26 protein-coding genes are annotated in these 24,264 nt (G+C 60.3%); 13 read left to right on the top strand and 13 right to left on the bottom strand.

All coding sequences use genetic code 11. The features are described 5' to 3' along the window. Positions 1 to 17 precede the first annotated feature (17 nt). Positions 18 to 407 carry a MerR family transcriptional regulator gene (locus JZ00_RS22600; protein WP_039593414.1) on the top strand — a complete coding sequence of 130 codons (390 nt, stop codon included), beginning with the start codon at positions 18 to 20 and terminating at the stop codon, positions 405 to 407. A 191-nt stretch (positions 408 to 598) separates the two neighbouring features. Next, positions 599 to 1,564, top strand: coding sequence for an endonuclease/exonuclease/phosphatase family protein (locus JZ00_RS22595; RefSeq protein WP_039593415.1), 966 nt, complete (start codon positions 599 to 601; stop codon positions 1,562 to 1,564). 58 nt (positions 1,565 to 1,622) lie between these two features. Here JZ00_RS22595 and JZ00_RS22590 read toward each other — a convergent pair whose 3' ends face one another. The 5 genes from JZ00_RS22590 to JZ00_RS22570 form a co-directional block, all read right to left on the bottom strand. After that, complete coding sequence (locus tag JZ00_RS22590; RefSeq protein ID WP_039593416.1) at positions 1,623 to 3,815, bottom strand: TonB-dependent receptor; 2,193 nt, start codon at positions 3,813 to 3,815, stop codon at positions 1,623 to 1,625. A gap of 206 nt (positions 3,816 to 4,021) precedes the next feature. Continuing rightward, positions 4,022 to 4,834 (bottom strand): alpha/beta fold hydrolase, encoded by an 813-nt coding sequence (locus JZ00_RS22585; protein ID WP_039593417.1) that lies wholly within the window; start codon positions 4,832 to 4,834, stop codon positions 4,022 to 4,024. Between the two features lie 31 nt (positions 4,835 to 4,865). Then, positions 4,866 to 5,744: an alpha/beta fold hydrolase gene (locus JZ00_RS22580; RefSeq protein WP_039593418.1), complete on the bottom strand. Its 879-nt coding sequence runs from the start codon at positions 5,742 to 5,744 to the stop codon at positions 4,866 to 4,868. Positions 5,745 to 5,938: 194 nt separating this feature from the next. Beyond that, positions 5,939 to 7,252, bottom strand: coding sequence for an ATP-binding protein (locus JZ00_RS22575; protein WP_039593419.1), 1,314 nt, complete (start codon positions 7,250 to 7,252; stop codon positions 5,939 to 5,941). Beyond that, the gene (locus JZ00_RS22570) at positions 7,249 to 7,989 is read right to left on the bottom strand and encodes a response regulator (protein ID WP_018600898.1); all 741 of its coding nucleotides are present in this window, start codon (positions 7,987 to 7,989) and stop codon (positions 7,249 to 7,251) included. Before JZ00_RS22570 ends, JZ00_RS22575 begins: the two co-directional genes overlap by 4 nt. A gap of 253 nt (positions 7,990 to 8,242) precedes the next feature. Between JZ00_RS22570 and JZ00_RS22565 the strand changes: the two genes are divergently transcribed. Further along, on the top strand, positions 8,243 to 8,509 hold the full coding sequence (locus tag JZ00_RS22565) for a DUF2790 domain-containing protein (protein ID WP_039593420.1): 267 nt from the start codon (positions 8,243 to 8,245) through the stop codon (positions 8,507 to 8,509). Between the two features lie 34 nt (positions 8,510 to 8,543). Here the strand turns inward: JZ00_RS22565 and JZ00_RS22560 are convergent, their stop codons facing one another. Then, complete coding sequence (locus tag JZ00_RS22560) at positions 8,544 to 8,786, bottom strand: hypothetical protein (protein ID WP_039593421.1); 243 nt, start codon at positions 8,784 to 8,786, stop codon at positions 8,544 to 8,546. 713 nt (positions 8,787 to 9,499) lie between these two features. Between JZ00_RS22560 and JZ00_RS22550 the strand changes: the two genes are divergently transcribed. The 5 genes from JZ00_RS22550 (at position 9,500) to JZ00_RS22535 (ending at position 11,970) form a co-directional block, all read left to right on the top strand. Next, positions 9,500 to 9,862, top strand: a complete 363-nt coding sequence (locus JZ00_RS22550) for a DUF6124 family protein (RefSeq protein ID WP_039593422.1) — start codon at positions 9,500 to 9,502, stop codon at positions 9,860 to 9,862. Between the two features lie 446 nt (positions 9,863 to 10,308). Then, entirely contained in the window at positions 10,309 to 10,842 is a 534-nt protein-coding gene (locus tag JZ00_RS30495) for a hypothetical protein (RefSeq protein ID WP_200900497.1), read from the top strand. A 115-nt stretch (positions 10,843 to 10,957) separates the two neighbouring features. After that, entirely contained in the window at positions 10,958 to 11,110 is a 153-nt protein-coding gene (locus JZ00_RS31080) for a hypothetical protein (RefSeq protein WP_160300876.1), read from the top strand. 130 nt (positions 11,111 to 11,240) lie between these two features. Further along, positions 11,241 to 11,750 carry a hypothetical protein gene (locus tag JZ00_RS22540; protein WP_039593424.1) on the top strand — a complete coding sequence of 170 codons (510 nt, stop codon included), beginning with the start codon at positions 11,241 to 11,243 and terminating at the stop codon, positions 11,748 to 11,750. After that, a complete protein-coding gene (locus JZ00_RS22535) occupies positions 11,737 to 11,970 on the top strand; it encodes a hypothetical protein (RefSeq protein WP_039593425.1) in 234 nt (77 codons plus the stop codon). The genes JZ00_RS22540 and JZ00_RS22535 overlap by 14 nt, the downstream gene beginning before the upstream one ends. 12 nt (positions 11,971 to 11,982) lie before the next feature. Here JZ00_RS22535 and JZ00_RS22530 read toward each other — a convergent pair whose 3' ends face one another. The 5 genes from JZ00_RS22530 to def form a co-directional block, all read right to left on the bottom strand. After that, positions 11,983 to 12,288, bottom strand: a complete 306-nt coding sequence (locus JZ00_RS22530; protein WP_039593426.1) for a tetratricopeptide repeat protein — start codon at positions 12,286 to 12,288, stop codon at positions 11,983 to 11,985. A 151-nt stretch (positions 12,289 to 12,439) separates the two neighbouring features. After that, positions 12,440 to 13,813, bottom strand: coding sequence for a Trk system potassium transporter TrkA (gene trkA / locus JZ00_RS22525; protein WP_039593427.1), 1,374 nt, complete (start codon positions 13,811 to 13,813; stop codon positions 12,440 to 12,442). 24 nt (positions 13,814 to 13,837) lie between these two features. After that, entirely contained in the window at positions 13,838 to 15,148 is a 1,311-nt protein-coding gene (gene rsmB, locus JZ00_RS22520; protein WP_039593428.1) for a 16S rRNA (cytosine(967)-C(5))-methyltransferase RsmB, read from the bottom strand. Then, positions 15,145 to 16,104, bottom strand: coding sequence for a methionyl-tRNA formyltransferase (gene fmt / locus JZ00_RS22515; protein ID WP_039593429.1), 960 nt, complete (start codon positions 16,102 to 16,104; stop codon positions 15,145 to 15,147). The genes rsmB and fmt overlap by 4 nt, the downstream gene beginning before the upstream one ends. A gap of 71 nt (positions 16,105 to 16,175) precedes the next feature. Further along, the gene (gene def, locus JZ00_RS22510; protein ID WP_030138961.1) at positions 16,176 to 16,682 is read right to left on the bottom strand and encodes a peptide deformylase; all 507 of its coding nucleotides are present in this window, start codon (positions 16,680 to 16,682) and stop codon (positions 16,176 to 16,178) included. 154 nt (positions 16,683 to 16,836) lie between these two features. Here def and JZ00_RS22505 point away from each other — a divergent pair, with 154 nt between their 5' ends. From JZ00_RS22505 to JZ00_RS22495, 3 genes are all read left to right on the top strand, one after another. Next, the gene (locus JZ00_RS22505) at positions 16,837 to 17,862 is read left to right on the top strand and encodes a LysM peptidoglycan-binding domain-containing protein (protein WP_039593430.1); all 1,026 of its coding nucleotides are present in this window, start codon (positions 16,837 to 16,839) and stop codon (positions 17,860 to 17,862) included. Between the two features lie 80 nt (positions 17,863 to 17,942). Continuing rightward, on the top strand, positions 17,943 to 19,037 hold the full coding sequence (gene dprA / locus JZ00_RS22500) for a DNA-processing protein DprA (RefSeq protein WP_039593431.1): 1,095 nt from the start codon (positions 17,943 to 17,945) through the stop codon (positions 19,035 to 19,037). A gap of 60 nt (positions 19,038 to 19,097) precedes the next feature. Then, positions 19,098 to 19,655, top strand: a complete 558-nt coding sequence (locus JZ00_RS22495) for an L-threonylcarbamoyladenylate synthase (RefSeq protein WP_039593432.1) — start codon at positions 19,098 to 19,100, stop codon at positions 19,653 to 19,655. Between the two features lie 94 nt (positions 19,656 to 19,749). Here the strand turns inward: JZ00_RS22495 and JZ00_RS22490 are convergent, their stop codons facing one another. Next, complete coding sequence (locus JZ00_RS22490) at positions 19,750 to 20,727, bottom strand: NADPH:quinone reductase (protein ID WP_039593433.1); 978 nt, start codon at positions 20,725 to 20,727, stop codon at positions 19,750 to 19,752. Between the two features lie 163 nt (positions 20,728 to 20,890). Between JZ00_RS22490 and hemF the strand changes: the two genes are divergently transcribed. Continuing rightward, positions 20,891 to 21,805: an oxygen-dependent coproporphyrinogen oxidase gene (gene hemF / locus JZ00_RS22485; protein ID WP_039593434.1), complete on the top strand. Its 915-nt coding sequence runs from the start codon at positions 20,891 to 20,893 to the stop codon at positions 21,803 to 21,805. Between the two features lie 13 nt (positions 21,806 to 21,818). Beyond that, a complete protein-coding gene (gene aroE / locus JZ00_RS22480; protein WP_039593435.1) occupies positions 21,819 to 22,640 on the top strand; it encodes a shikimate dehydrogenase in 822 nt (273 codons plus the stop codon). Between the two features lie 29 nt (positions 22,641 to 22,669). Here the strand turns inward: aroE and JZ00_RS22475 are convergent, their stop codons facing one another. Then, complete coding sequence (locus JZ00_RS22475) at positions 22,670 to 24,238, bottom strand: SulP family inorganic anion transporter (protein WP_039593436.1); 1,569 nt, start codon at positions 24,236 to 24,238, stop codon at positions 22,670 to 22,672. Positions 24,239 to 24,264 lie beyond the last annotated feature (26 nt).

Genomic DNA, 24,264 nt, shown 5'->3' with positions numbered 1-24,264 from the left:
GTCAAGCGGTGTTTTTCATGAGAATCGGCGAACTCGAGGCCCGCAGCGGCGCCAGCCGTCATACGCTGCGTTATTACGAGCAGATCGGCCTGATCTCACCGCTGCGGCGGACGAATAACTACCGCGTCTACACAGCGCAAACGCTGCAGGACTTGGACTTTATCCAGCGCGCGCAAAGCATGGGGTTTTCCCTGGGGGAAATAGGTCAGATTCTGGATGCGCAGCGCAACGAGCTGATCGACTGTGCTGACGGCGCCAAGTTGATTGAAAAGAAAATGGCGGAAATCAAAGAGAAGATCGCCAATTTGAAAAGCATCTATCGATATCTCGATGAAGAGCGCGCAAACCTCGAAGCCAGCGCTGCCAGGCAACTTGAGCTTCAGCAACTGAACAACGCTTCCCACTGAAACTGCAGCCTGCCCTGCCCCTCGCCACACAAGCTTCTGTGCGTCAGCTCGCGCATAGCTGCCATTCCAGTATTTTTTCCGTCGGTAGCTCTTTCCCCTCCCCCCTCTTCTTGGGCTGCTAAGCTTGGGAAACGGCTATAGCAGTGCCGTCTTTTGGACCTCTACTGTGGCCGTGCTCGGAATCCTATCCCATGAAAACATTATATTTACCGCTCCTGCTGTGCTGCCTTTCCGGTGGTGCTTTGGCTGAGACTGTCACTTTCGCAACATGGAATTTGGCGTGGCAGCGGTCAGAGCCTCTTAGCCAAAACCAATTCGATGAGTGCAGGAAAATCAAGGCCGCGGAACGAGAGAAACTTGAAGAAACGCACCCCTACCGATGGGAATGCAAGTCTCCTGAACAGATAAGCGACCTGCAGGCAGTAGCGCAAAAGCTGAACGCTGACGTGATTGCTGTTCAGGAAGTCGAAAGTCCAGAAGCCCTTCAGCAAATCTGGCCGAAGGATGAATACGATTTCTACGTGAACATGCAGAGCCCTTGGATACAGCGCACTGGGTTTGTTGTCCGAAAATCCAGCGGGCTTAACGTCGGAACGCTCGGTGATGTCCATTCACTTGGAGATGCCTTCAAGAATCATGCTCGACATGGAGCCGAATTGCCCGTGACGATCAACGGCACGACCATCAAGCTGCTATCGATACACCTCAAGAGCGGTTGCTTTGATCATGCGTTGAACAGCGGATACGCCACCAAGCGCGACAAAGCTAACGGTGTCATAACGTGCGAGGTGCTTAGCAAACAAACACCTGCACTTGAAGCATGGCTCGATAACGCAATCCGATCGGGCTCTTCTGCAATCGTCATTGGCGATTTCAATCGTAGATTTGACGCCCCGATTGAACGTGAAACGGATCCCAAGGTGAGTCTCTATGCGGAGCTTTCGGATGGCGAGCCGTCGGCTGCCAATTTGTTTCGCCCAACCGAAGATTTCCAGGCGCTACCCGAATGCCGGGGCGGAGGCTCCAAATGGCTGATTGACCACGCATTAATGACCAGTGAATTAAGAAAGCACTATGTAGAAGACTCGTTATCAGAGTTTCCTGTGCCTCTGAAAGGCTCCGACCATTGCCCCGTTTCGTTCAAAATGCAGTTCTAATTCCAGCCCTGCGGGGATATTTCCCAACGCAGGGTTGGTTTCAGGTCCACACGAACACTCAGAAATCAACAGTCCCCGAAAACTTCACCAAGCGCGGATCCCCCTGCGACAGGTAGCCGCCGTTTGCCGAGGCCCAGTAGTTTTTGTCGGTAATGTTTTCCACGTTGACGCGCAACGTCAGGTCTTTCTCCACGAATTTCATCTTATAACGTGCGCCCGCGTCGAAACGGTTCCACGTCGGCAAGCTCAAGTTGTTAGCCTGATCCGCGTACTGCCCGCCCGTGCGCAACATCCTGGCGCTGAGCGCGGCGCCTTCGATGCCCGGGACATCCCAATCCACGCTGGCATTGAGCTGGAACGTCGGCACGCCAATGGCGTGATTGCCATCGTTGAGGCCGCCAGCGGTTTTTTTGAGTTCGGACGTCATGCGGGTGCCGCCGGCCATCAACCGGAGGCCTTCGATGGGCTCGCCGAAGACGCTGATCTCCAAGCCCTTGTTGACCTGCTCACCGTCACGCACATAAAGCCGCTGCACGTTGTCGACGTAACCATCGGACGGTTTCTCGATGCGGAACACACCCACGTTGGCACCGAAGGTCTGCATGTCCAGCTTGATGCCCGCTTCCAACTGTTTTGTGCGGCCAGGGGGAAAGGCTTCGCCCAGGTTGGTGATGCCTGTGCCAGACGCCACCGGCCCTTTTGCAAGGCCTTCGATTCGGTTGGCGTAGAGCGACACGCTCTCCACGGGCTTGTAGACGATGCCATAGACCGGCGTGGTAACGGCTTCATCGTAGAGCGTGCTGCGGCTGCCATCGTTTGCTGGGTTGGGGAAACCGTTGGAAGTGGTGCCGTCGTACCGGTAGTTTTCAACACGCAACTGCTGACGACGGACACCATAAGTAACCAGCAACTTGTCATCGAACAAGCCCAACGTGTCGGAGATCGCCAGACTGCGGTTGCGGGTTTTGCCGGTTACCCCGGGATCACCCATTTCACCGCCAGTGCTGGACACCACGGTCGGCTTGGGAAGCTTCGGGGTGTCGTAAATATTGCTGTTGCCGGTCACGGAACGATAGAACGTGTAGGCGTTTTCCTGCTCGGTCCAGATCGTTGAGCCGCCGATCGCAACCTGGTGGGAAACAGGGCCCGTGTTGAAGCGCCCGTTCAACCCGCCACTGAACGATGTGTTGTCTTCATTGTGAGGAATTTCCGAGCCGCCGATCGTCGCTACGCCGTTATTGCCGACCAGTGTCGGTGTGGCGTACACCCCGGTTTCCCGGGTGTGTTTTACACCGCCAGCCAGGTAGGCGGTCCAGTTTTCATTCAGCTCCCAATCGCCACGGACCATGCCGAAGGTGTCTTCGGTTTCGGAGTAAGTCCAGTCCTGTCCATAATTGTGGCTCGCGTGCGGAGCCGTGGGGATGCGGGTGGCGCTGCCGATATTCACCGAGTTACGCAGTCCATTGACACGCTGTTTCTGGTAGCCGAAATCGGTGGAAATGCGGAAGTCGTCACCTCGATAGTCCAAGCCCGCCACGAACAACTTGGTGCGCTGATCCTGGTTGTCGATCGCTGTTTCACCTTCGCGCTGGCTCAGGTTCAGCCTGGCACCAAACCGATTGTCCTCGCCGAATCGCTGCCCGATATCCAAATGCTCGCCAATGCGGCCATCGGTGCTGATGTCCTGGGTATAGCGACGCGTCGGGACGTCCTCCGCGCGTTTGGGCTGCAAGTTGACGCCGCCGCCAAGGCCCGAGCCCGTCGGGCTGACACCGTTGATAAACGCGTTGGGCCCCTTGAACACCTCGACACGCTCGATCGCATCCGTCGACAGGATTTGACGCGGTAAGACGCCATACAGCCCGTTGTAGGAAATATCGTCGCTGTTAAGCGGCAGGCCGCGAATCACGAACACTTGGGACTGGTTACCAAACCCATAGGATTGACGCACCGACGGATCGTTGAGCAACACATCGCCCACGTCTTCCGCTTGTTGATCCTCAATCAGCTGCGAGGTGTAACTGGTCATCACGAACGGGACATCCATGTTGTCCTGATTGCCCAGCACCCCCATCTGGCCTCCCCTCGCCACCTGACCACCCGCATAGGGCGTTGGTAGCGTGTTGGAGTTGGGTTTGACCGCGCCGGCAGTAACGTCGGTCACGCCCAATTCAATAGGCTCTGCCGCCTGGGTAAGAAAGCTGACTGAGCAGCATGCAGCAAGCAATGTAAGGCGAGATGGAAGAAGCATGGAATGAGTACCTGCGGGGAAACGGGAAGCCAATTAGGTGAATGCTAATGATTCGCAGATGGATTATCCATACTAATGGCTCGTTGCCATACAAGATTTGGCAAGCGGTTTAGTTTTGCGCAACGAAAAACCCGGCCTCCTGCGCCGGGTTTTTGTTCTTCTTGAAGAAAAGCGGATGAGGCTTTTAGTCGCCCCGCTTCACCTGATCAGCCCTTGGAGCTGGCCTGCGCCGCTTCAATGATCAGCTCTGCAACTTTCTGCGGGTTGGACGTCATCACCACATGGGAGGCCCCTGGGACGGTGACAGTTTTTTTCGAGCCCGCGCGTTCGGCCATGAACTTCAGGGCCGCCTCGGGGATGTTCTTGTCCGCCGAGCCGTAGATGAACCAGGACGGCAGTTTTTTCCAGGCCGGTTCGCCAGACGCTTCCTTCAATGCCGCCTCGCTGATGGGGCGTTGTGTGGCGGCCATCAGGGCGGAGTCCGCCGCAGGCACGTCGGCGGCAAACTGTTGGCCGAACTTGTCCTGCTGGATGTAGAGGTCCTTATTGCCATCGTCCAACTGCACCGGGGCCGCCAAGGTCGGCCCAAGGGTCCCGCCAGGGTAGCGACCGGACAGTTCGATGGCGGTTTCGCCTTTGTCCGGCGCGAAGGCTGCGACGTAGACAAGTCCCTTGACCTTGGGGTTGTCGTGCACGGCGTTAGTGATCACGGCGCCGCCGTAGGAGTGCCCCACCAGGATCACCGGGCCGGCGGTTTGCTCGACAATGTCCGAGACGTAATCGGCGTCCTGCTTCACGCCGCGCAGCGGGTTGGCCGCGGCAACGACCGGGTAACCCTGGCTCAGCAACTGGGCGGCAACGCCATTCCAACTGGACGACTCGGCGAATGCGCCATGCACCAGCACGATGGTCGGCTTGGTGGCGTCGGGTTGCGCGGCGGTTGCGCTATTAACGGAAGTCAGTGCCAGCGCAGCGGTGATGGTGACGGCCAAGAGCGATTTGAGATTGAGCATGATCATTCCTTTTGATTTATTGGAGGGTGCGATGGGCCTACTTAGCCAGGAAATCCAACAAATCCTGGTTGAGGCGGTCCTTGTGGGTGTCGGTCAGGCCGTGCGGCGCGCCCGGATAAACGATCAACTCGGCGTCCTGCACCAGCTCGGCGGCGGCATGGGCGGAGGCGTCAATCGGGACGATCTGGTCGTCGTCGCCATGCACGATCAGTGTCGGTACGTCGAACTTGGCCAAGTCGGCACGGAAGTCCGTCGCCGAGAACGCGGCGATGCAGTCATAGGTGTTTTTATGACCCGCCTGCATGCCCTGCACCCAGAACGAATCGATCAGCCCTTGGGAGACGTTCGCCCCGTCGCGGTTGAAGCCGAAGAACGGGCCGGACGCGATGTCGCGATACAGCTGCGAGCGGTTGTCCAGCGAGGCCTTGCGCAGGCCGTCGAACACCTCGATCGGCAGGCCGCGTGGGTAGTCTTCGGTCTGGAGCATCATCGGCGGAACGGCGCTGATCAGTGCAGCCTTCTTCACCCGATCGGTGCCGTGGCGGCCGATGTAGCGGGTGATTTCGCCGCCACCGGTCGAGAAACCCACCAGGGTGACGTCGTTAAGATCCAGGATGTTGATCACAGTGGCCAAGTCATCGGCATAGTGATCCATGTCGTTGCCTTCCCACGGCTGGCTGGAACGGCCATGGCCGCGGCGGTCGTGGGCGATCACCCGATAGCCTTGCTCAGCCAGGAACAGCATCTGTGATTCCCAGCTATCCGAATTCAGCGGCCAGCCATGACTGAAGGTGACAACTGGCCCATCTTTCGGACCCCAGTCCTTGTAATAGAGCTGTACGCCGTCCGGGGTGGTGATGTAGCTGCCGGCCTGGGCTGGGTTGGCGGCTTGAGCGCGGGAGGACTGGGTATTCATGGCAAGATCTCCTTAGGTCATGGCTCGCCATTCGGGGGATCCGATGGCGAGTTGATGGGGAGCATTCTTGCAAGGGCATGTGTACCGGAAATGTTCGACACCCGGCCGTTATACGTTCTTTTGAGTACGTAGATGCGCTGGATACAGTGGCTTACAAATGCATGCCACTGTTCCTGACCTGCAGACAGCGCGGCCTACTGATCGACGCCGAAGTCGAGGGTCACGCAAAGCCCGCCGCCGTCGCGGTTGCGCAGGCTCAGCGTTCCACCAATCGCGACGGTCAACTGCTGAGCGATGGCAAGGCCCAGGCCGGTGCCGCCAGAGCTGCGGTTGCGTGAGCTTTCCACCCGATAGAACGGCTTGACCACCTCGGCCAGGATCTCCTCAGGAATGCCTGGCCCTCGGTCAAGCACGCTGATGGATACGCCGGTGCTCGCATTGCCGCCGATTTCCACCTCGGCGGTGCCGGCGTACTTCAGCGCGTTATCCACCAGATTCACCAGAATCCGCCGCAGCGCATGGGGCCTTGTTTCGATGATCGCGCCGTTCTGGCCGCGCAAACTCACCTCGCGACCGGTGTCCTGGTAATCGCACACCAGGCTGTCGAGAAAAGAATCCAGGCTGATGCGGCAACTGGTCTCCGTCGCGCCATGGACACTGCGCGCATAAGCGACGCCCTCGCGCACCAGGTGCTCGATTTCATTCAGGTCGTTGCCCAGCTTGTCTTTCTCTATCGAGTCGTCCATGAACTCGGCGCGCAGCTTCATGCGGGTGATGGGCGTCTGCAAGTCATGGGAAATCGCCGCCAACAACTGCATACGCTCTTTCAGGTAAGCGGCAATGCGCGCCTGCATGCTGTTGAAGGCGCGGGCGGCATAGGCCACTTCCCGTGGACCGGTTTCATCCAACGGCACGGGATGGGCGTTCGGGTCGAGGTTTTCCACCGCCTCGGCCAGGCGACTGAGGGGGCGTATGGCGATGCGCACGGCCAGCCAGGTGCAGCCGATCATCAGCAGCAACTGACCGAACAGGACAAAGGGCAGCCAGGGCGACAACGGCTTGACCGAGGGACGCACATCGATGGTCACCGGGCTGCCGTCAGCCAGGCGCACCTGGGCTTGGAAATGCTGGCGTGGGCCTGGGATTTCGACAATGGTCAGGTCATAGTTGCGGCCCAGCGCGACTTGCAGGGATTGCGCCGCCGTCGCAGCGAGATCGTTCGACGTGAGTGGAATGCCGGGATCATGTTCGCGCAGCAAATAATCATAGTTGCGACGCTGCAGGCGCTTGGTCCATGCCAGGCGCTCGTCGGCAGGCAGACGGTCGAGAATGGCGATGGACGTCGCCGTGTCGTGCTCGAAGTTGCCCAACATCGCCGTCTTGGTGCTTTGGTAGCGCTCGTAGTACTGGGCGGCGAACGTCAGGGCCTGGGCGAGTATCAGACCGACGAGGAACACCAACCACAGCCTCGACGCCAGCGTACGGGGCCATTGCAACGCGAGCTTCATGCCTGCTCCTCAAGCATTTCCACCGCAAAGGTAAAGACGTAGCCTTCATTGCGCACCGTCTTCAAGTAAAGCGGTTCGCGGGCGTCATCCAGCAAACGCTGGCGCACGCGGCTGACCAGCAGATCAATGGAACGGTCGAAGATGTCGGCATCACGGCCCTGCGTCAGGTTGAGCAACTGGTCGCGGCTCAGCACCCGCTGAGGATGATCGAGAAACACCCGCAGCAGCCGGTACTCGGCGCCGCTCAGCGAGACCAGCGTGTCGTCTTCATCGAGCAGATGGCGGGCGGTGGTGTCGAGGCGCCAGCGGCCGAACTTGAGCATGCGGCCGCTTTCACTGACGACAAAGTTCGGCGGCAGCATGCGCGTGCGCCGCAGCACCGCGTTGATGCGCGCCAGCAGCTCCCGGGCCGCGAAGGGCTTGGCCAGATAATCATCGGCGCCCATCTCCAGGCCAATGATGCGGTCGGTCTCGTCGCTGCGAGCCGTCAGCATCAGCACCGGTGTCGCCTTGTGCTTGCCGGCGCGCAGCTCGCGGCACAACAGCAGCCCGTCATCCCCCGGCATCATGATGTCGAGCACGATCAGATCCACCTGATTGGCTTCGAGAAAGGCCCGCATCTGACGACCATCGGCGACCACGGTGGTGCGCAGGCCATTCTTCACCAGGTAATTGCCGACCAGCTCCCTGATTTCACGATCATCATCCACGATCAAAACGTGATCGACATGTTCCATGCCCAGCTCTCCGAAATGCGCGCATCAGTTGCGCAGTGTGAGGATGCTCGGTTGCCAGTTGGCAGCGCACCGTCGTTCAGCTTATCCGGCCCTGAATCAAGCCAGCGCCAAGCAAAAACAGTGGCGATTGTATCGCTCTGTATCGCAATTCACCTCTGATACGTACGTATCCAACCACGGCATTTTTCGACACAGCCGAGATACCTCGCGGGCCTTTAATGAGCGCCATCCAACTCATTGAAGGGAAACGACCATGAACCTTAAAACCATCGCTACCGCTTGCCTGATCACTGCCCTGAGCGCAGCCGCATTACCCGCCTTGGCCCAAGACAAAGCAGCCAGCGAAAGCTATTCCTACGGCACGCAGCTGGACATCGACAAAGTGATCTCGCTGACTGAAGACAGTGGCCAGACCTGCGGGTTGGTGAATGCGCAGATTACCTACGTTGATTCGATGGGTGAGCGGAAAGCCCTGACGTATCTCAAGCACGCGGCCAGTTGCAACAATGAAGGGAGCTGAGGGGTGGTGGCGTGGGCGTTTGCAAAACGCCCTCTCAGCCAACCTCCTCAAACCGCCGTCGCTTCGAGAACAACCCCATCCCTATCGGCACGGCAAAAACCGACAGCAACCCCAGATCAAACCCCAACATGCGGGTCTGACCTGCCACAAAGCAGCCAACCACACCCGCAGCCACCAACGCGACGCCTAACCACTTGCGTAGCAGATAGGGTCTGAGGAATCGATCGAGCAAAAAGGACACCACCAAGGCAATGACCAATTGAGTAATTTCGGACATATACGTCTCCAGTCAGGTCTTGATGATCAATGTCGAGAGGGTGCGTTGCGGGCCGATGCCGCCGTTGACCTGCGCCGCTATGCTGACTAGTACGTCGCCCGCATGGTAGGTGGGTAAAATTTGATTGGTATATGTGCGCACACCGACCCTACAAATGCAGCTCGCGCAAACGTCCACGTTCGCTGTCGGTGAGGGTGATCTGCGAGACGTTGAAGACGATCCCGTGATTGCCCATGTATTGGAAAGTCCCTTCGAACTTCATCGCCCGTATCCTTTTGGGGTAAAGGTGGCAATTTTCCGCAACGGGTGGACTGGATTTCAATTCATTTCGTGCTGCTGAACTGAGCAAAATAACCCACCTGCATGCCAAAACGCTCATCTCCTACAGCCCCCGCCTACAACGTCCATCAAGCCACGCATCCTTGCGCCTTTGCCTACAACTACGCCAGAATCCGCCCGCTTGTGCGCCTTGTCCCGGGGTTCTATTGTCTTCCTGCCACTGCCCATCAGTGGTCGGGTTTAGTAGCCCGAGGTAATCGAAGTTGTACAAGCGCGTCTCAAACAGGGCCCTACCCTGTTTCTGATGGTGGCTGTATGCAGGGCGCTTAGGCGCGCCGGCTTCTTCGGTTCCCCGGTCTACTAACCTGCGTACAGCTGCCACCCCATTGTTTAGTAGCTTCGGGTTGTCGGCATCACATCTGGAACCGAAGCTTATGTACAAAATAACCCCGAATCCGCCAGAAGCAGATTCCACTTCCAAATCCGCAAAATCCAAAGCCAAGCAGCAAGACGAAACCACCAAACGGGTGATCGATCACTACTTGCTACCGAAACCGGACAAATCCAAAGACGAGCCCAAACCAGGCCAGCTATTCACCGTCGTGAAAGGCCTCGATAACGAATGTTTGCTTGCCAACCTCACTGAGACGTTGGCTTCGGCTGATGCGATGGTGAGTGATTTGGCGTTTGATTTGGAGGGATCGAGACGTCATGTGGCGCAGGGGATTCAGCAGTTGATTGAGCTGAGTTCGTTGTTGGCGAATCGGGTGTTGGATAACGTGGAGCCGGGGCAATAATATTTATTCCCCCAACGAAAAAACCCGACGTACTGCGTCGGGTTTTGGTTTTTATCCGCAGATGCGAACGGTGAATACTTTGATGGTAAATGGGAAACGTCAACTACGCTGCTAGCAGCTGCCTCGTTAGTTAGGCGCTGCGGCGTCCGTCCAATAGGCCCCGGTTACTTCAGACTTTGGGCATCTATCGCAGCACCGGAGGATTGATGAGTTGCTTACCTGATCATGGCAGAGTCACCTGCTCGCGCTGCCATAGTGATACCGCGCCACAATTCGATGTATCCAAGCGTACGGAGGGAGATTGGCGAATAACGGCTAACCCTTTGTCCTGGGGCAGCACTAAGCCCGAAGTCGTAGTACTAGGATTCTCCAAGGGCCCGACGCAGGCTGGGGCGCTCGCCTGCGCCCCTCACGACGAAATTGCGTACAAGGGCAGTCGCCTCAATGTGAGCAAGATTCTGGCTCACATCGGACTCATCCCCCCCGACCAGCCTGATCGGATGAAGAAAAACGTGGACCATCTTATTGCGGATAAGTCCGGACGCTTTCATTTCGCATCACTCATTCGTTGCACTGTGGAACGCTACGACCGTAAATCTTCGTCCTGGAAAGGATCGGGTGGCGGCATGTTGGATAAGTTCATTGCTACCCCGTTTGGCACATCGGTCGCAATTAACTGCACTACTACCTTTCTCCGTGACCTGCCAATAGAAACTCGCCTCATTGTCATGTTTGGTCTGGGCACGGACTTGAACTACGTATCATCCGCTTACGGCTTGTTTCGCCGCGCTCGCCCTGGTGCTTGGAAAATGATCAACTCAGTTGCCTATACAGATGGAAAAATCACAGTGGTGCACGTTGAGCATTTTGCTTCTCAAGGCGCACTGATTCCTAATTGGCTAGGGGAAAATGCCCACCCAAGAAGCAACCTGGGCCTTCTCTCAAAAGCAGCGGTACAAGCATCAGGAGTCAGTCGCTAGCAGTATTCGTTCGCAAGCCCCTTTGCGCAGTTAGGGGGGCGGATTCCGGATACTAATCCGCCCGCTTTTCCCCCTCAGCCAACCTCCTCAAACCGCCGCCGCTTCATGAACGGACATGTACGTCTCCCTGCGCCTCGATGCTGACCAGTACGTCGCCCGCATGGTAGGTGAGCAGGATTTCATTGCATGCATACGCGCACCGAGCGTATTGGTTTCAAATCATTTCTATGCCGCCGCCACTGGCGAGGCTCTTGAGAATTATCTGTAGGACAACCGGATCGAACGCTTTGCGGAAACTTTACGTGACAAACAACCCGCCCAAATCGGAATTGTCCATTATGTAAATCTCCATTTCTGAATAAAACTCAAGGCCTTGCGAATTCATCAAGGATTGAAGAATGGAGTTCGATAAGTATCAGTTCACCACCCATCACGGAATCACTTTCTGCGTAAGCCGTTTCACCGTTATGCCCGCAGACAGAGGCGGGCTCAGAACGCTGTATTTTCGCGAGGCGAAAGCGGCCAACTTCGAAGTCACCCGATTGCTGGTGGAGCTCTACGACAAGATGCTCGCCAGGGATCTGCCTTGTGTCATGAGCGTCGGAATTTCCAATCCGCTGACTCGTAGCCAGGGGGATTTGCTCAATGAGCAACGCATGGATCTTCTCACCACTACCACTGGGATTTTTACCGGGGTGGCTGGTCAAGTGCCAGGCATTGGCAAAGTTGTCGCACCAGCAGCAGGCTACTTAGGCCGAAGGTGGGCCAAGGACCTGTTACCGACCTATCACACTGGCGATGTAATCGTCAGCCTGGGTGCTCAAGTCAGCGGTGGTATCGGGCCACAGCGCTCAACTTCGTCCATCATCATTCAATCCCGAGGAAACATAAGCTATGAGTCTCAATAGTCAGTATGTACTGGCCGGCTTGGGAATCCTGCTGCTGCATGTTTGCGTGAGACGCTACGTGCTCAGGGTGCGACTGGGGATAGCCCTGGTTTGCTTGGGTTTTTTGGTGATATTTGTGTTGCCGCCATTCATTGGCAGCATTGATGTCGGGCTCTTTGCGATCGCAGCAATAGCGGCAGGATCGGGGATGTTCTCCAGTCGAAGGATGTACGAAAAGTGATGGTGGCCGCTCCTACCGATCCAGCTTTTTGAGAAACACGGTCATTTCTTTTTCAGCCTGTTTGTCGCCATGGGCTCGGGCGGCTTCCAGGCCTTGTTCCCAGGCTTGGCGAGCCGCAGCAGCATCGCCCTGGCCTTGGTGGGCTTTGCCCAGCAGTTTCCAGGCGGCCGAGTACTTGGGGTCGAATTCGACGCAGCGTTGGAGGTGTTCGGCGGCGCGGGGGAATTCGCCTAGGTCGAGGTAGCCCTTGCCCAGGCCGAAGCGCAGTAGAGAGTTATCCACACCCTTGGCGAGCATTTTTTCCAGGGAATCGAGCATTTGAAGACTCCTATGAATCCGTGGCGGGGACCTTGCTCCTGCTTGGCCGCGCGGCGGTTGCAGGATTGGGCCTGCTGCGCAGGCCAGCGGGAGCAAGCTCCCTCGCCACGGAGATTGTTTTGTCAGGAAGAGCTCATCCACCGAGGTTTTTTTAGAAAAAGCTCAACCCCACATGGAACAGCTTCTCGACATCGCGAATATGCTTCTTGTCCACCAGGAACAAGATCACATGGTCGCCAGTCTGGATCACGGTATCGTCGTGGGCGATGAGGACTTCTTCGTCGCGGATGATCGCGCCGATGGTGGTGCCGGGTGGCAGGCCGATGTCGCGGATGGCTTTGCCGATCACTTTGCTGGATTTGGCGTCGCCGTGGGCGATGGCTTCGATGGCTTCGGCCGCGCCGCGGCGCAGGGAGTGGACGCTGACGATGTCGCCGCGGCGCACGTGGGCGAGCAAGGTGCCGATGGTGGCCAGTTGCGGGCTGATGGCGATGTCGATGTCGCCGCCCTGGATCAGGTCGACGTAGGCCGGGTTGTTGATGATGGTCATGACCTTTTTCGCGCCCAGGCGCTTGGCCAGCAGCGAGGACATGATGTTGGCTTCGTCGTCGTTGGTCAGGGCCAGGAAGATGTCGGCGTCGGCGATGTTTTCTTCCAGCAGCAGGTCGCGGTCCGACGCGCTGCCTTGCAGCACCACGGTGCTGTCGAGGGTGTCGGAGAGGTAGCGGCAGCGTGCCGGGTTCATCTCGATGATCTTGACCTGGTAGCGGCTTTCGATGGCTTCGGCCAGGCGTTCGCCGATCTGGCCGCCGCCAGCGATGACGATGCGCTTGTAGTTTTCGTCGAGGCGGCGCATTTCGCTCATGACTGCGCGAATGTTCGCCTTGGCGGCGATGAAGAAGACTTCGTCGTCGGCTTCGATCACCGTGTCGCCTTGGGGCAGGATCGGCCGGTCACGGCGGAAAATCGCCGCCACGCGGGTCTCGACATTGGGCATGTGCTCGCGCAATTGGCGCAATTGCTGGCCCACCAGCGGGCCGCCGTAGTAGGCCTTGACCGCCACCAGTTGCGCCTTGCTCTCGGCAAAGTCGATCACCTGCAGGGCACCGGGGTGCTCGATCAGGCGCTTGATGTAGTTGGTCACCACCTGCTCGGGGCTGATCAGCACGTCCACCGGGATCGCTTCGTTGTCGAAGAGGTCGGCGCGGGTCAGGTAGGACGCTTCGCGCACCCGGGCGATCTTGGTCGGGGTGTGGAACAACGTGTGGGCGACCTGGCAGGCGACCATGTTGGTTTCGTCGCTGTTGGTCACGGCCACGAGCATGTCGGCGTCGTCGGCGCCGGCCTGGCGCAAGACCGTCGGCAAGGAACCGCGCCCTTGTACCGTACGAATGTCGAGGCGGTCGCCGAGGTCGCGCAGGCGTTCGCCGTCGGTGTCGACCACGGTGATGTCGTTGGCTTCGCTGGCCAAGTGTTCCGCCAGCGAACCGCCAACCTGCCCTGCACCCAGGATGATGATTTTCATCCATTCACTCCTATCGAATCGGTTTTAACCGCGTGCGGCGGCGATTTTGATCAGCTTGGCGTAATAGAACCCATCGTGCCCACCTTCCTGGGCCAACAACTGCCGGCCATGGGGCTGCTTGAGGCCGGCCTGGGTGGCGATGTCCAGCTCCCGGGCGCCCGGGGTGCGGGCGAGGAACGCTTCGATCACTTCGGTGTTTTCTGTCGGCAAGGTCGAGCAGGTGGCGTAGAGCAGCATGCCGCCTACGTCCAGGGTCGACCACATGGCATCGAGCAGCTCGCCTTGCAACACGGCCAATGCGGCGATGTCGTCCGGCTGGCGGGTGAGCTTGATGTCCGGATGGCGGCGGATCACGCCAGTGGCCGAGCACGGGGCGTCGAGGAGGATGCGCTGGAACGGCTTGCCGTCCCACCAGGTCGCGGTGTCGCGGCCATCGGCGGCGATCAGCTGGGCGTCCAGGCCCAGGCGTTCGAGGTTTTCTTTCACTCGCACCAGGCGCTTGGCTTCCAGGTCCACGGCTACGACGCCGGCCAGTTTCGGCTCGGCCTCGAGGATGTGACAGGTCTTGCCGCCCGGCGCGCAGCAGGCGTCCAGCACCCGTTGGCCGGGCGCCAGCTCCAGCAGGTCGGCGGCCAACTGCGCGGCTTCGTCCTGGACGCTGATCCAGCCTTCGGCAAAGCCCGGCAGCGCGCGCACATCGCCCGGGGTTTCCAGGACGATGCCGTCGCGGCTGTATTGGCATGGGATGGCCGGGATACCCGCCTCGCCCAGCAACGCCAGGTAGGCGTCGCGGGTATGGTGGCGACGATTGACCCGCAGGATCATCGGCGGATGAGCATTGTTGGCCGCGCAGATGGCTTCCCATTGCTCGGGCCAGAAGGCCTTGAGGGATTTCTGCAACCAGCGCGGATGCGCCGTGCGCACCACCGGGTCATGTTCGAGTTCGGCCAGCAGGGTTTCGCTTTCCCGCTGGGCGCGGCGCAACACGGCGTTGAGCAGGGCCTTGGCCCAAGGTTTTTTCAGTTTATCGGCGCAGCCCACGGTTTCGCCGATGGCGGCGTGGGCCGGGACGCGGGTGTAGAGCAGTTGGTAGAGCCCCACCAGCAGCAACGCTTCGACGTCGGCATCGGCAGCCTTGAACGGCTTTTGCAACAGCTTGGCCGCCAGGGCCGAGAGGCGCGGTTGCCAACGGGCGGTGCCGAACGCCAGGTCCTGGGTGAAACCGCGATCGCGATCTTCGACCTTGTCCAGTTGGGTCGGCAGGGAACTGTTCAGCGAGGCTTTACCGCTGAGGACGGCGGCAAGTGCCTTGGCGGCGGCCAGACGCGGGTTCATGAAGCGTCCGCCGCTTGGCCGAGAACGGTGCCGACGGCGAACTTCTCACGGCGGCTGTTGAACAGGTCGCTGAAGTTCAGCGCCTTGCCGCCAGGCAGTTGCAGACGTGTCAGGCACAGCGCCTGATCGCCACAGGCGACGACCAGGCCGTCCTTGCTGGCGCTGAGGATTTCACCCGGTGCGCCCTTCCCTTCGGCGCAGCTGGCCGCCAGCACTTTCAGGGCTTCGCCGTTCAAGGTGCTGTGGCAGATCGGCCAAGGGTTGAAGGCCCGCACCAGGCGCTCCAGCTCGACGGCTGGGCGGCTCCAGTCGATGCGGGCTTCGTCCTTGTTCAGTTTGTGTGCGTAGGTGGCGAGGCTGTCGTCCTGCGATTCGCCTTGCAGGGTGCCAGCCGCGAGGCCGGCAATGGCCTGGATCACCGCTGGCGGGCCGATCAGCGCGAGGCGGTCGTGCAGGCTGCCGCCGGTGTCTTCGGCGCTGATGGGGGTGCTGGCCTTGAGCAGCATCGGCCCGGTGTCCAGGCCGGCTTCCATGCGCATCACGATCACGCCGCTCTCCGCATCGCCGGCTTCCACGGCGCGCTGGATCGGCGCGGCACCGCGCCAGCGCGGCAGCAGCGAGGCGTGGCTGTTGATGCAACCCAGGCGCGGGATATCGAGCACTACTTGCGGCAGGATCAGGCCGTAGGCGACCACCACCATCAAGTCCGGCTTCAGCGCCGCCAGTTCGGCTTGGGCTTGCGCGTCGCGCAGGGTCGGCGGTTGCAGGACCGGCAGGCCGTTTTCCAGAGCCAATTGCTTGACCGGACTGGGCATCAGTTTCTGCCCACGACCGGCCGGCCGGTCCGGCTGGGTGTAAACCGCGACGATTTCATGGGGGCTGGCCAGCAGGGCCTTGAGGTGTTCGGCGGCAAATTCGGGAGTGCCGGCAAAGACGATGCGCAGTGGCTCAGTCATGGAAAACTCTCAATTACAAAGCAGTCGCAAAAAGAAAAAGGCTTGCCGCAGCAAGCCTTTGAAGGGGGGCATCAAGCGTTCTGGCGATGGATCTTTTCCAGTTTTTTCTTGATCCGGTCACGCTTGAGATTAGACAGGTAATCGACGAACAGCTTGCCGTTGAGGTGGTCGCATTCGTGCTGGATGCACACCGCCAGCAGGCCTTCGGCGATCAGTTCATAAGGCTGGCCGTCACGGTCCAGGGCCTTGATCTTGACCTTTTGCGGGCGGTCGACGTTTTCGTAGAAACCCGGCACCGAAAGGCAACCTTCCTGGTACTGGTCCATCTCGTCGGTCAGGGTTTCGAACTCGGGGTTGATGAACACCCGCGGCTCGCTGCGGTCTTCGGAGAGGTCCATGACGACGATACGCTTGTGCACGTTGACCTGGGTCGCGGCGAGGCCGATGCCTGGCGCCTCATACATTGTTTCAAACATGTCATCGACCAGCTGACGCACTTCGTCGTCCACTACGGCCACCGGTTTGGCGATAGTGCGCAGGCGCGGGTCCGGAAATTCGAGAATGTTCAAAATGGCCATAAGCTTGATAAATGCACGTGTGAAGTAAAGTCGGGTGGCTCGCCTGGCGTGTCTTGGGATGCAGGCTACCGTTGTAAAACGTTGCTCTTGAACAGAGCGAGCCACGGGGGCTCTGGCGTTTTACGCGAACGCACATAATAAAGGGATTCACCGCATGAGGAAATCACTACTCGCCCTGCTGCTCCTGGCCTCGGCCGGTATCGCGCACGGGCAAGTGCAACTTCGGGAAGGTTTTCCACAGCAATACACAGTGGTGACGGGGGATACGCTGTGGGACATTTCCGGCAAATACCTGCGCGAGCCGTGGAAATGGCCGGAGCTGTGGCAGGCCAACCCGCAGATCGAAAACCCCAACCTGATCTACCCCGGCGACACCCTGTCGCTGGTCTACGTCAACGGCCAGCCGCGCCTGACCCTCAATCGCGGCGCCTCCCGCGGCACCATCAAGCTGTCGCCGCGCATTCGCAGTTCACCGGTAGCCGATGCCATCCCGAGCATTCCGCTGCAGGCCATCAACAGCTTTTTGCTGAGCAACCGCATCGTCGACACGGCCGAAGATTTCAACCGGGCGCCCTATGTCGTGGCAGGTGATGCCGAACGAGTGCTCAGCGGCACCGGCGACACGATCTTCGCCCGCGGCAACTTCGATACGAGCCAGTCGGCCTACGGCATCTTCCGCCAGGGCAAGGTCTACACCGATCCCGAGACCAAGGAATTTTTGGGCATCAACGCCGATGACATCGGCAGCGGCGAAATCGTTGCCACCGAAGGCGACGTCACCACCCTGGCCCTGCAACGCACAACCCAGGAGGTGCGCCTCGGCGATCGCCTGTTCAGCGGCGAAGAGCGCTCGATCAATTCGACGTTCATGCCCAGCGCGCCGAAAACGGACATCCAGGGACTGATCCTCGATGTACCCCGGGGCGTGACGCAGATCGGCGCGATGGACGTGGTCACCCTGAACAAGGGGCGGCGCGACGGGCTGGAGGAAGGCAACGTCCTCGCCGTGATGAAGACCGGCGAAACGGTGCGCGACCGTATCACCGGCGCCTCGGTGAAGATTCCGGACGAACGCGCCGGCCTGCTGATGGTGTTCCGCACCTACGACAAGCTCAGTTATGGCTTGGTGCTGTACGCCTCGCGGTCGCTGGCGATCCTCGACAAGGTGCGCAATCCGTAACGGGTCTCACAAGTTACCAACAGAGTTATCCACAGCTTGTTCCCGTTTCAACGGGGCTATAACGATCAAGGATTGATCACATGCCAATGCCTGAATCTGCTTCGGTTCCGCCTGCGGAACTGGAGGCCCGTCTGCGCTTGCATCGCTTGCCAGACGTAGGACCTAAACGTTTCATGACCCTGATGGAGGCCTTTGGCTCGGCCTCCAAAGCCATCAGCGCGCCGGCCAGCGCCTGGCGGGCGCTGGGGTTGCCGGCCACTTGCGCCGAGGCCCGACGCTCCCCGGAGATACGCGACGGCGCCGCCCACGCAATGGCCTGGCTAGACGGCCCGGACCAGCATTTACTGATGTGGGACCAGCCTGAATACCCTGCGCTGCTCGCACAGATCAGTGATCCACCGCCGCTGCTGTTTGTCGCTGGCGACCCCTTGATCCTGGAAAAACCGCAGTTGGCGATGGTGGGCAGTCGACGCGCATCGCGCCCGGGCATGGACACGGCGGCGGCGTTCTCTCGCAGCCTGGCCGGAGCCGGCTTTGTCATCACCAGCGGCTTGGCCTTGGGCATCGACGCCGCCGCGCATCAGGCCGCGCTGGACGTTGGCGGATGCACGGTCGGCGTGCTCGGCACCGGCCTGGAAAATTTTTATCCACAGCGCAACCGTCGGCTGGCGCAAGCGATGATTTCCCGAGGCAGCGCGGTGGTCTCGGAGTTTCCGCTGGATGCGGCGCCCCACGCCAGCAACTTTCCGCGCCGCAACCGGATCATCAGTGGCTTGTCCCTGGGGGTGCTGGTGGTAGAAGCCAGTGTCGCCAGTGGTTCGCTGATCACCGCCCGGCTTGCGGCAGAACAGGGCCGCGAGGTGTATGCCATTCCTGGGTCGATCCATCATCCAGGGGCCCGAGGCTGTCATCAGTTGATCCGTGACGGCGCGGCGCTGGTGGAAACCGTCGAACACATCCTTGAAGCGTTGCGCGGTTGGCAGCGATTGCCGCTGGCCTCCGAGCCTGTGCCTGTGACCCATCCGCTGCTGCGCCTGCTGCACGCCGCGCCGCTGAGCAGCGAGGCGCTGGCCGACGCCAGTGGCTGGGGTTTGCCCAAAGTGCTGGCGGCGCTGACCGAGCTGGAAATGGAGGGCCGCGCCATTTGTGACAACGGACGTTGGTTCGCACGCTAGGTTTTATGGGGAAGATCGGTAAACTGCCCACAGCCTTAATTGCGTTGCGGAGAATGTTTGATGGTCAACAGTTGGCGTGTGCAACAAGCCGCGCGAGAAATTCGCGCCGGGGCGGTGATTGCCTATCCAACCGAAGCGGTCTGGGGCCTGGGTTGCGATCCGTGGAACGAAGATGCGGTGGAGCGTCTACTGGCGATCAAGTCCCGACGGCCCGACAAGGGCCTGATACTCGTGGCTGACAACATTCGCCAGTTCGATTTTTTGTTCGAGGATTTCCCCGAAACCTGGATGGACCGCATGGCCAGCACCTGGCCAGGACCCAACACCTGGCTGGTGCCGCACCAGAACCTGCTGCCGGAGTGGATCACTGGCGTGCACGACACCGTCGCGCTACGGGTCAGCGATCATCCAATCGTTCGTGATTTGTGCTCGTTGGTCGGCCCGCTGGTGTCCACCTCAGCCAACCCACAAGGCCGGCCGGCGGCGCGCACGCGGATTCGCGTCGAACAGTATTTCCGCGGCCAGCTCGATCTGGTCCTGGGCGGCAACCTGGGCGGACGCAAGAACCCGAGCGTGATTCGTGATCTGGCGACGGGCAAGGTAGTGCGCCCGGACTGACTTTGACCGGTGCACAACCCACTGTGGGAGTTTCATGCTGTTCACTTAGGGAAAACGATGAACCACTCCCACAGGTTCTTTGGCAGCCTTTGAATCAAGGCAACAGGATGGTCGACCCCGTCGTCCGCCGCGCCGACAACTCGGTGTGCGCCTTGGCCGCCTCAGCTAGCGGGAATCGCTGGTTGATGTCCACCGTAAGCTTGCCGCTGGCGATCATCCCGAACAGTTCATCGGCCATGCGCTGCAGGTTTTCGGCGTTGTTGGCGTAGGTCGCCAGGGTCGGACGGGTGACGTACAGCGAGCCCTTGGCCGAAAGAATGCCCAGGTTTACGCCATCCACCGCACCGGAGGCATTGCCGAAGCTCACCACCAGGCCACGGGGCGCCGCGCAATCCAAAGACGTCAGCCAAGTGTCCTTGCCGACGCCGTCGTACACCACCGGGACTTTCTTGCCGTCAGTCAATTCCAACACGCGCTGTGCGACGTTTTCCTTGCTGTAGTCGATGACTTCCCAGGCGCCGTGGGATTTGGCGATGGCGGCTTTTTCCGCCGAGCTGACGGTGCCGATCAGCTTCACGCCCAAGGCCTTGGCCCACTGGCAAGCCAACGAGCCCACGCCACCCGCAGCGGCGTGGAACAGGATGGTTTCGCCGCCCTTGAGCTCGTAGGTCTGGCGCAGCAGGTATTGCACGGTCAGGCCCTTGAGCATTACCCCGGCGGCTTGTTCGAAGCTGATGGCTTCGGGCAAGTGAACCAAGTTGGCTTCGGGCAGCACGTGCACATCGCTGTATGCCCCTAGCGGTCCACTGCCATAGGCCACGCGGTCGCCGACCTTGAAACGCGTGACCTGCGAACCAACGGCTTCGACCACACCCGCACCTTCGGCGCCAAGCCCCGACGGCAGGGCCGGTGGTGGATAAAGACCACTGCGGTAATAGGTGTCGATGAAGTTCAGGCCGATCGCCTTGTTGCTGACGCGGACCTGTTGCGGACCGGGCTCGCCCGGCTGGTATTCCACGTACTCGAGCACTTCGGGTCCACCGTGGGCGCTGAACTGGATGCGTTTAGCCATCTTCACTTTCTCCTTATCGTGGGACTTTTACCAAGCCTGCTATCGGACTCCTAAGCTTGATCTTCGTCAACTGTGGTGTGGGCGGATGCGGTGTTATCCTGTGCGCCCATTTTGCCGGCGGCCTGTGTATGCCGCGCAGCGTAGCCCTGATCAAGGTGATGTCATGACTACTCGCACCGAGGCCGTGAAAGCCTATCTGCTGGACCTGCAAGACCGCATTTGCGCAGCCCTGGAAGCCGAGGACGGCGGCACTCGTTTCGTCGAGGACGCCTGGACCCGGCCCGCCGGCGGTGGCGGTCGCACGCGAGTGATCGAAAACGGCACGGTGATCGAAAAGGGTGGCGTCAACTTTTCCCACGTTTTTGGCAGCGGTCTCCCACCCTCGGCCAGCGCCCATCGACCGGAATTGGCCGGGCGCGGCTTTGAAGCCCTGGGCGTTTCGCTGGTGATCCACCCGCACAACCCCCACGTACCAACGTCCCACGCCAACGTGCGCTTTTTCATCGCCGAAAAAGAAGGCGAAGAGCCGGTGTGGTGGTTTGGCGGCGGCTTCGACCTGACGCCTTATTACGGCGTGGAAGAAGATTGCGTGCATTGGCACCGCATCGCCCAGCAAGCCTGCGAGCCGTTCGGCCCGGATGTCTATCCGCGCTACAAGGCCTGGTGCGACAGCTATTTCCACATCAAGCATCGCAACGAGCCCCGAGGCATCGGCGGCCTGTTTTTCGATGACCTGAACGCGTGGGATTTCGACACCAGCTTCGCCTTCATGCGCGCCATCGGCGATGCCTACATCGATGCCTACCTGCCTATCGTGCGTCGTCGCAAGCACGACCCGTTCACGGCCAAGCAACGGGAATTCCAGGAGTTCCGCCGTGGACGCTACGTGGAATTCAACCTGGTCTATGACCGTGGCACGCTGTTCGGCCTGCAATCGGGCGGGCGTACCGAATCGATCCTGATGTCCCTGCCGCCCCAAGTGCGCTGGAGCTATGACTGGAAAGCCGAGCCGGGCAGCGAAGAGGCGCGGTTGACCGACTATTTCCTGCAGGATCGCGATTGGCTGGCAACGGCCTGAACGGGGATTATCCATGGACCGCTACGTTGTAATGGGTAACCCGATCGGCCACAGCAAGTCGCCGTTGATCCATCGCCTGTTTGCCGAGCAGACCGGCCAGGCATTGGACTACAGCACGTTGCTCGCCCCTTTGGAGGATTTTGCCGGTTGCGCGAAGGGATTTTTCCGCGATGGCCGTGGGGCGAACGTCACCGTGCCGTTCAAGGAAGATGCTTTCCGCTTGGCTGATCAGTTGACCGAGCGGGCTCAGCGAGCCGGCGCGGTCAACACTTTGAGTAAACTGGCCGACGGCCGCCTCCTGGGCGACAACACCGACGGCGCGGGGCTGGTGCGGGACCTGACCGTCAACGCCGGGTTCAGCCTCAAGGGCAAGCGCATCCTCTTGCTCGGGGCCGGCGGCGCGGTGCGCGGCGCCTTGGAACCGCTGCTGGCCGAGGCGCCGGCTTCGGTGATCATCGCCAATCGAACGGTAGAAAAGGCCGAGCTGCTGGCGGAGCTGTTCGCCGACCTGGGCCCGGTCTCGGCCAGTGGTTTCGATTGGTTGAAAGAGCCGGTGGACCTGATCATCAACGCCACGTCCGCCAGCTTGTCAGGCGATGTCCCGCCGATTGCCGCAAGCCTGATCGAGCCGGGCAAGACCTTTTGCTACGACATGATGTACGGCAAGGAGCCGACTTCATTCTGCCGTTGGGCCCGGGAACACGGCGCGGCGGTGGCGATGGATGGCCTGGGCATGCTCGCCGAGCAGGCGGGCGAAGCGTTCTTCCTGTGGCGCGGAGTACGCCCGGATACCGCGCCGGTGCTGGCCGAACTGCGCCGCCAGCTGGCGCTGTGAACTGTGGCGAGGGATGCCTGCCTTGAGCCCTAGTCTTCGAAGTGAATCGGGCACTTCTGCGCGCCCTCCAACTTCAATAACTCCTCCACCACCTGCGGCCTTGCCCTGCGCAAGGTCAGGCTACGCCCCTGGCTGCGCAATCGCCGGGCTTCCTGGTGGAGCATTTCCACCCCGGAATAATCGATGAAGTTGATCTGCTGGGCGTCGATCACCACCCGCTGTGCCTGCATCCGCTGCAAACGCACTTGCAAATAATGACTGGCGCCGAAAAAGATCGAGCCGCCCACCCGCAGGATGTCCGCTTCGCCCTCGCGGCTATGGTGAACCCGCGGCTGGGAGGTGCGCTTGAGGTAGAAAAACAGCGAAGCGAGTACGCCGGCATAGATGGCGGTCTGCAGTTCCAACAGCAGCGTGGCCAGGCAGGTCAGGCCCATGACCAGGAATTCGGAGCGACTCACCCGGTACAACGCCCGAATGCCCCGATGGTCCACCAGGCCCCAGGCGATCAGCAGGATACTGCCCGCCATGGCCGGAATGGGAATGTGCGCGATGAGCTTCGCGCCGGCCACGGCAAACAATGCCACCCACAGCGCCGAGAACACCCCGGCCAGGGGCGAGCAAGCACCTGCCTCATAGCTGAGGCCGGAACGGGTGAAGGAACCGGCTGACAACGACCCGGCGAAAAATCCTCCAACGATATTCGAAAGTCCCTGCGCCCTGACTTCCTGGTTCGCATCGAGCAACTGCCCGGAGCGGACCGACAGCGAGCGCGCAATGGAGAGGCTGGTCACCAGCCCCAGCATGCCCACTGCAACGGCACCGGGCAGCAGGCGCAGGATCAGATCCAAATCCAGTGGCAGCGGTGTGAATGGCGGCAGGCGCCCGACAAAGGCGCTGACCAACGCCACATGCCCGAACATCGCGGGCCAGGCCCAGGCCACCAGGCTGCTGATGCCCAAAGTTATCAACAGGCTTGGCCAGCGCGGCAGCAAGCGTTTGAGCACGATGCCCAGTACCAGCGTCCCCAAACCCAGCAGCAGCGAAGGTTTATCCACAGCCCCGATATGGCCGGCGAGCATCAGCAGGCTTTTCAACGCGGTGGCTTCATTCGGCAGGTCCAGGCCCAGCAGGTTCGGCAGTTGCCCCAGGGCAATGACCACCGCCGCGCCCAGGGTGAAACCCAGCACCACCGAATGTGAGACGAAATTGACCAGCGCACCGAACCGCAGCAACCCGAGCAACCACTGGAAAATACCGGCCAATACTGTCAGCAGCAGGATCAGCGTGATGTAGTCCTGGGTCGCAGGCACGGCCAAGGGACTGACGGTGGCGTACAGGACGATGGAAATCGCGGCCGTAGGACCGCAGATCAAATGCCACGACGAGCCCCACAGGCAGGCGATCAACACCGGCACAATCGCCGCGTATAGTCCGTACTCGGGCGGAAGTCCGGCAATCAGGGCGTAGGCAATGGACTGCGGCAGCGCCAGGATCGCGCCGCTGAGGCCGACGATCAGGTCACGGCCAACGCTGGCGCGGGTCTGCCGGGGCAGCCAACTCAGGAAGGGAAAGAGTGAATGGCGCGTGGGGATTGCCATGGGGCCTCAAGGATGGGGTTTGGCGC

It is taken from the genome of Pseudomonas frederiksbergensis, from assembly GCF_000802155.2.
GTDB classification, from domain to species: Bacteria; Pseudomonadota; Gammaproteobacteria; order Pseudomonadales; family Pseudomonadaceae; genus Aquipseudomonas; species Aquipseudomonas frederiksbergensis_A.
The sequence above is the reverse complement of the archived record's forward strand: the minus strand, read 5'-3'. Positions and strand labels throughout refer to the sequence as shown.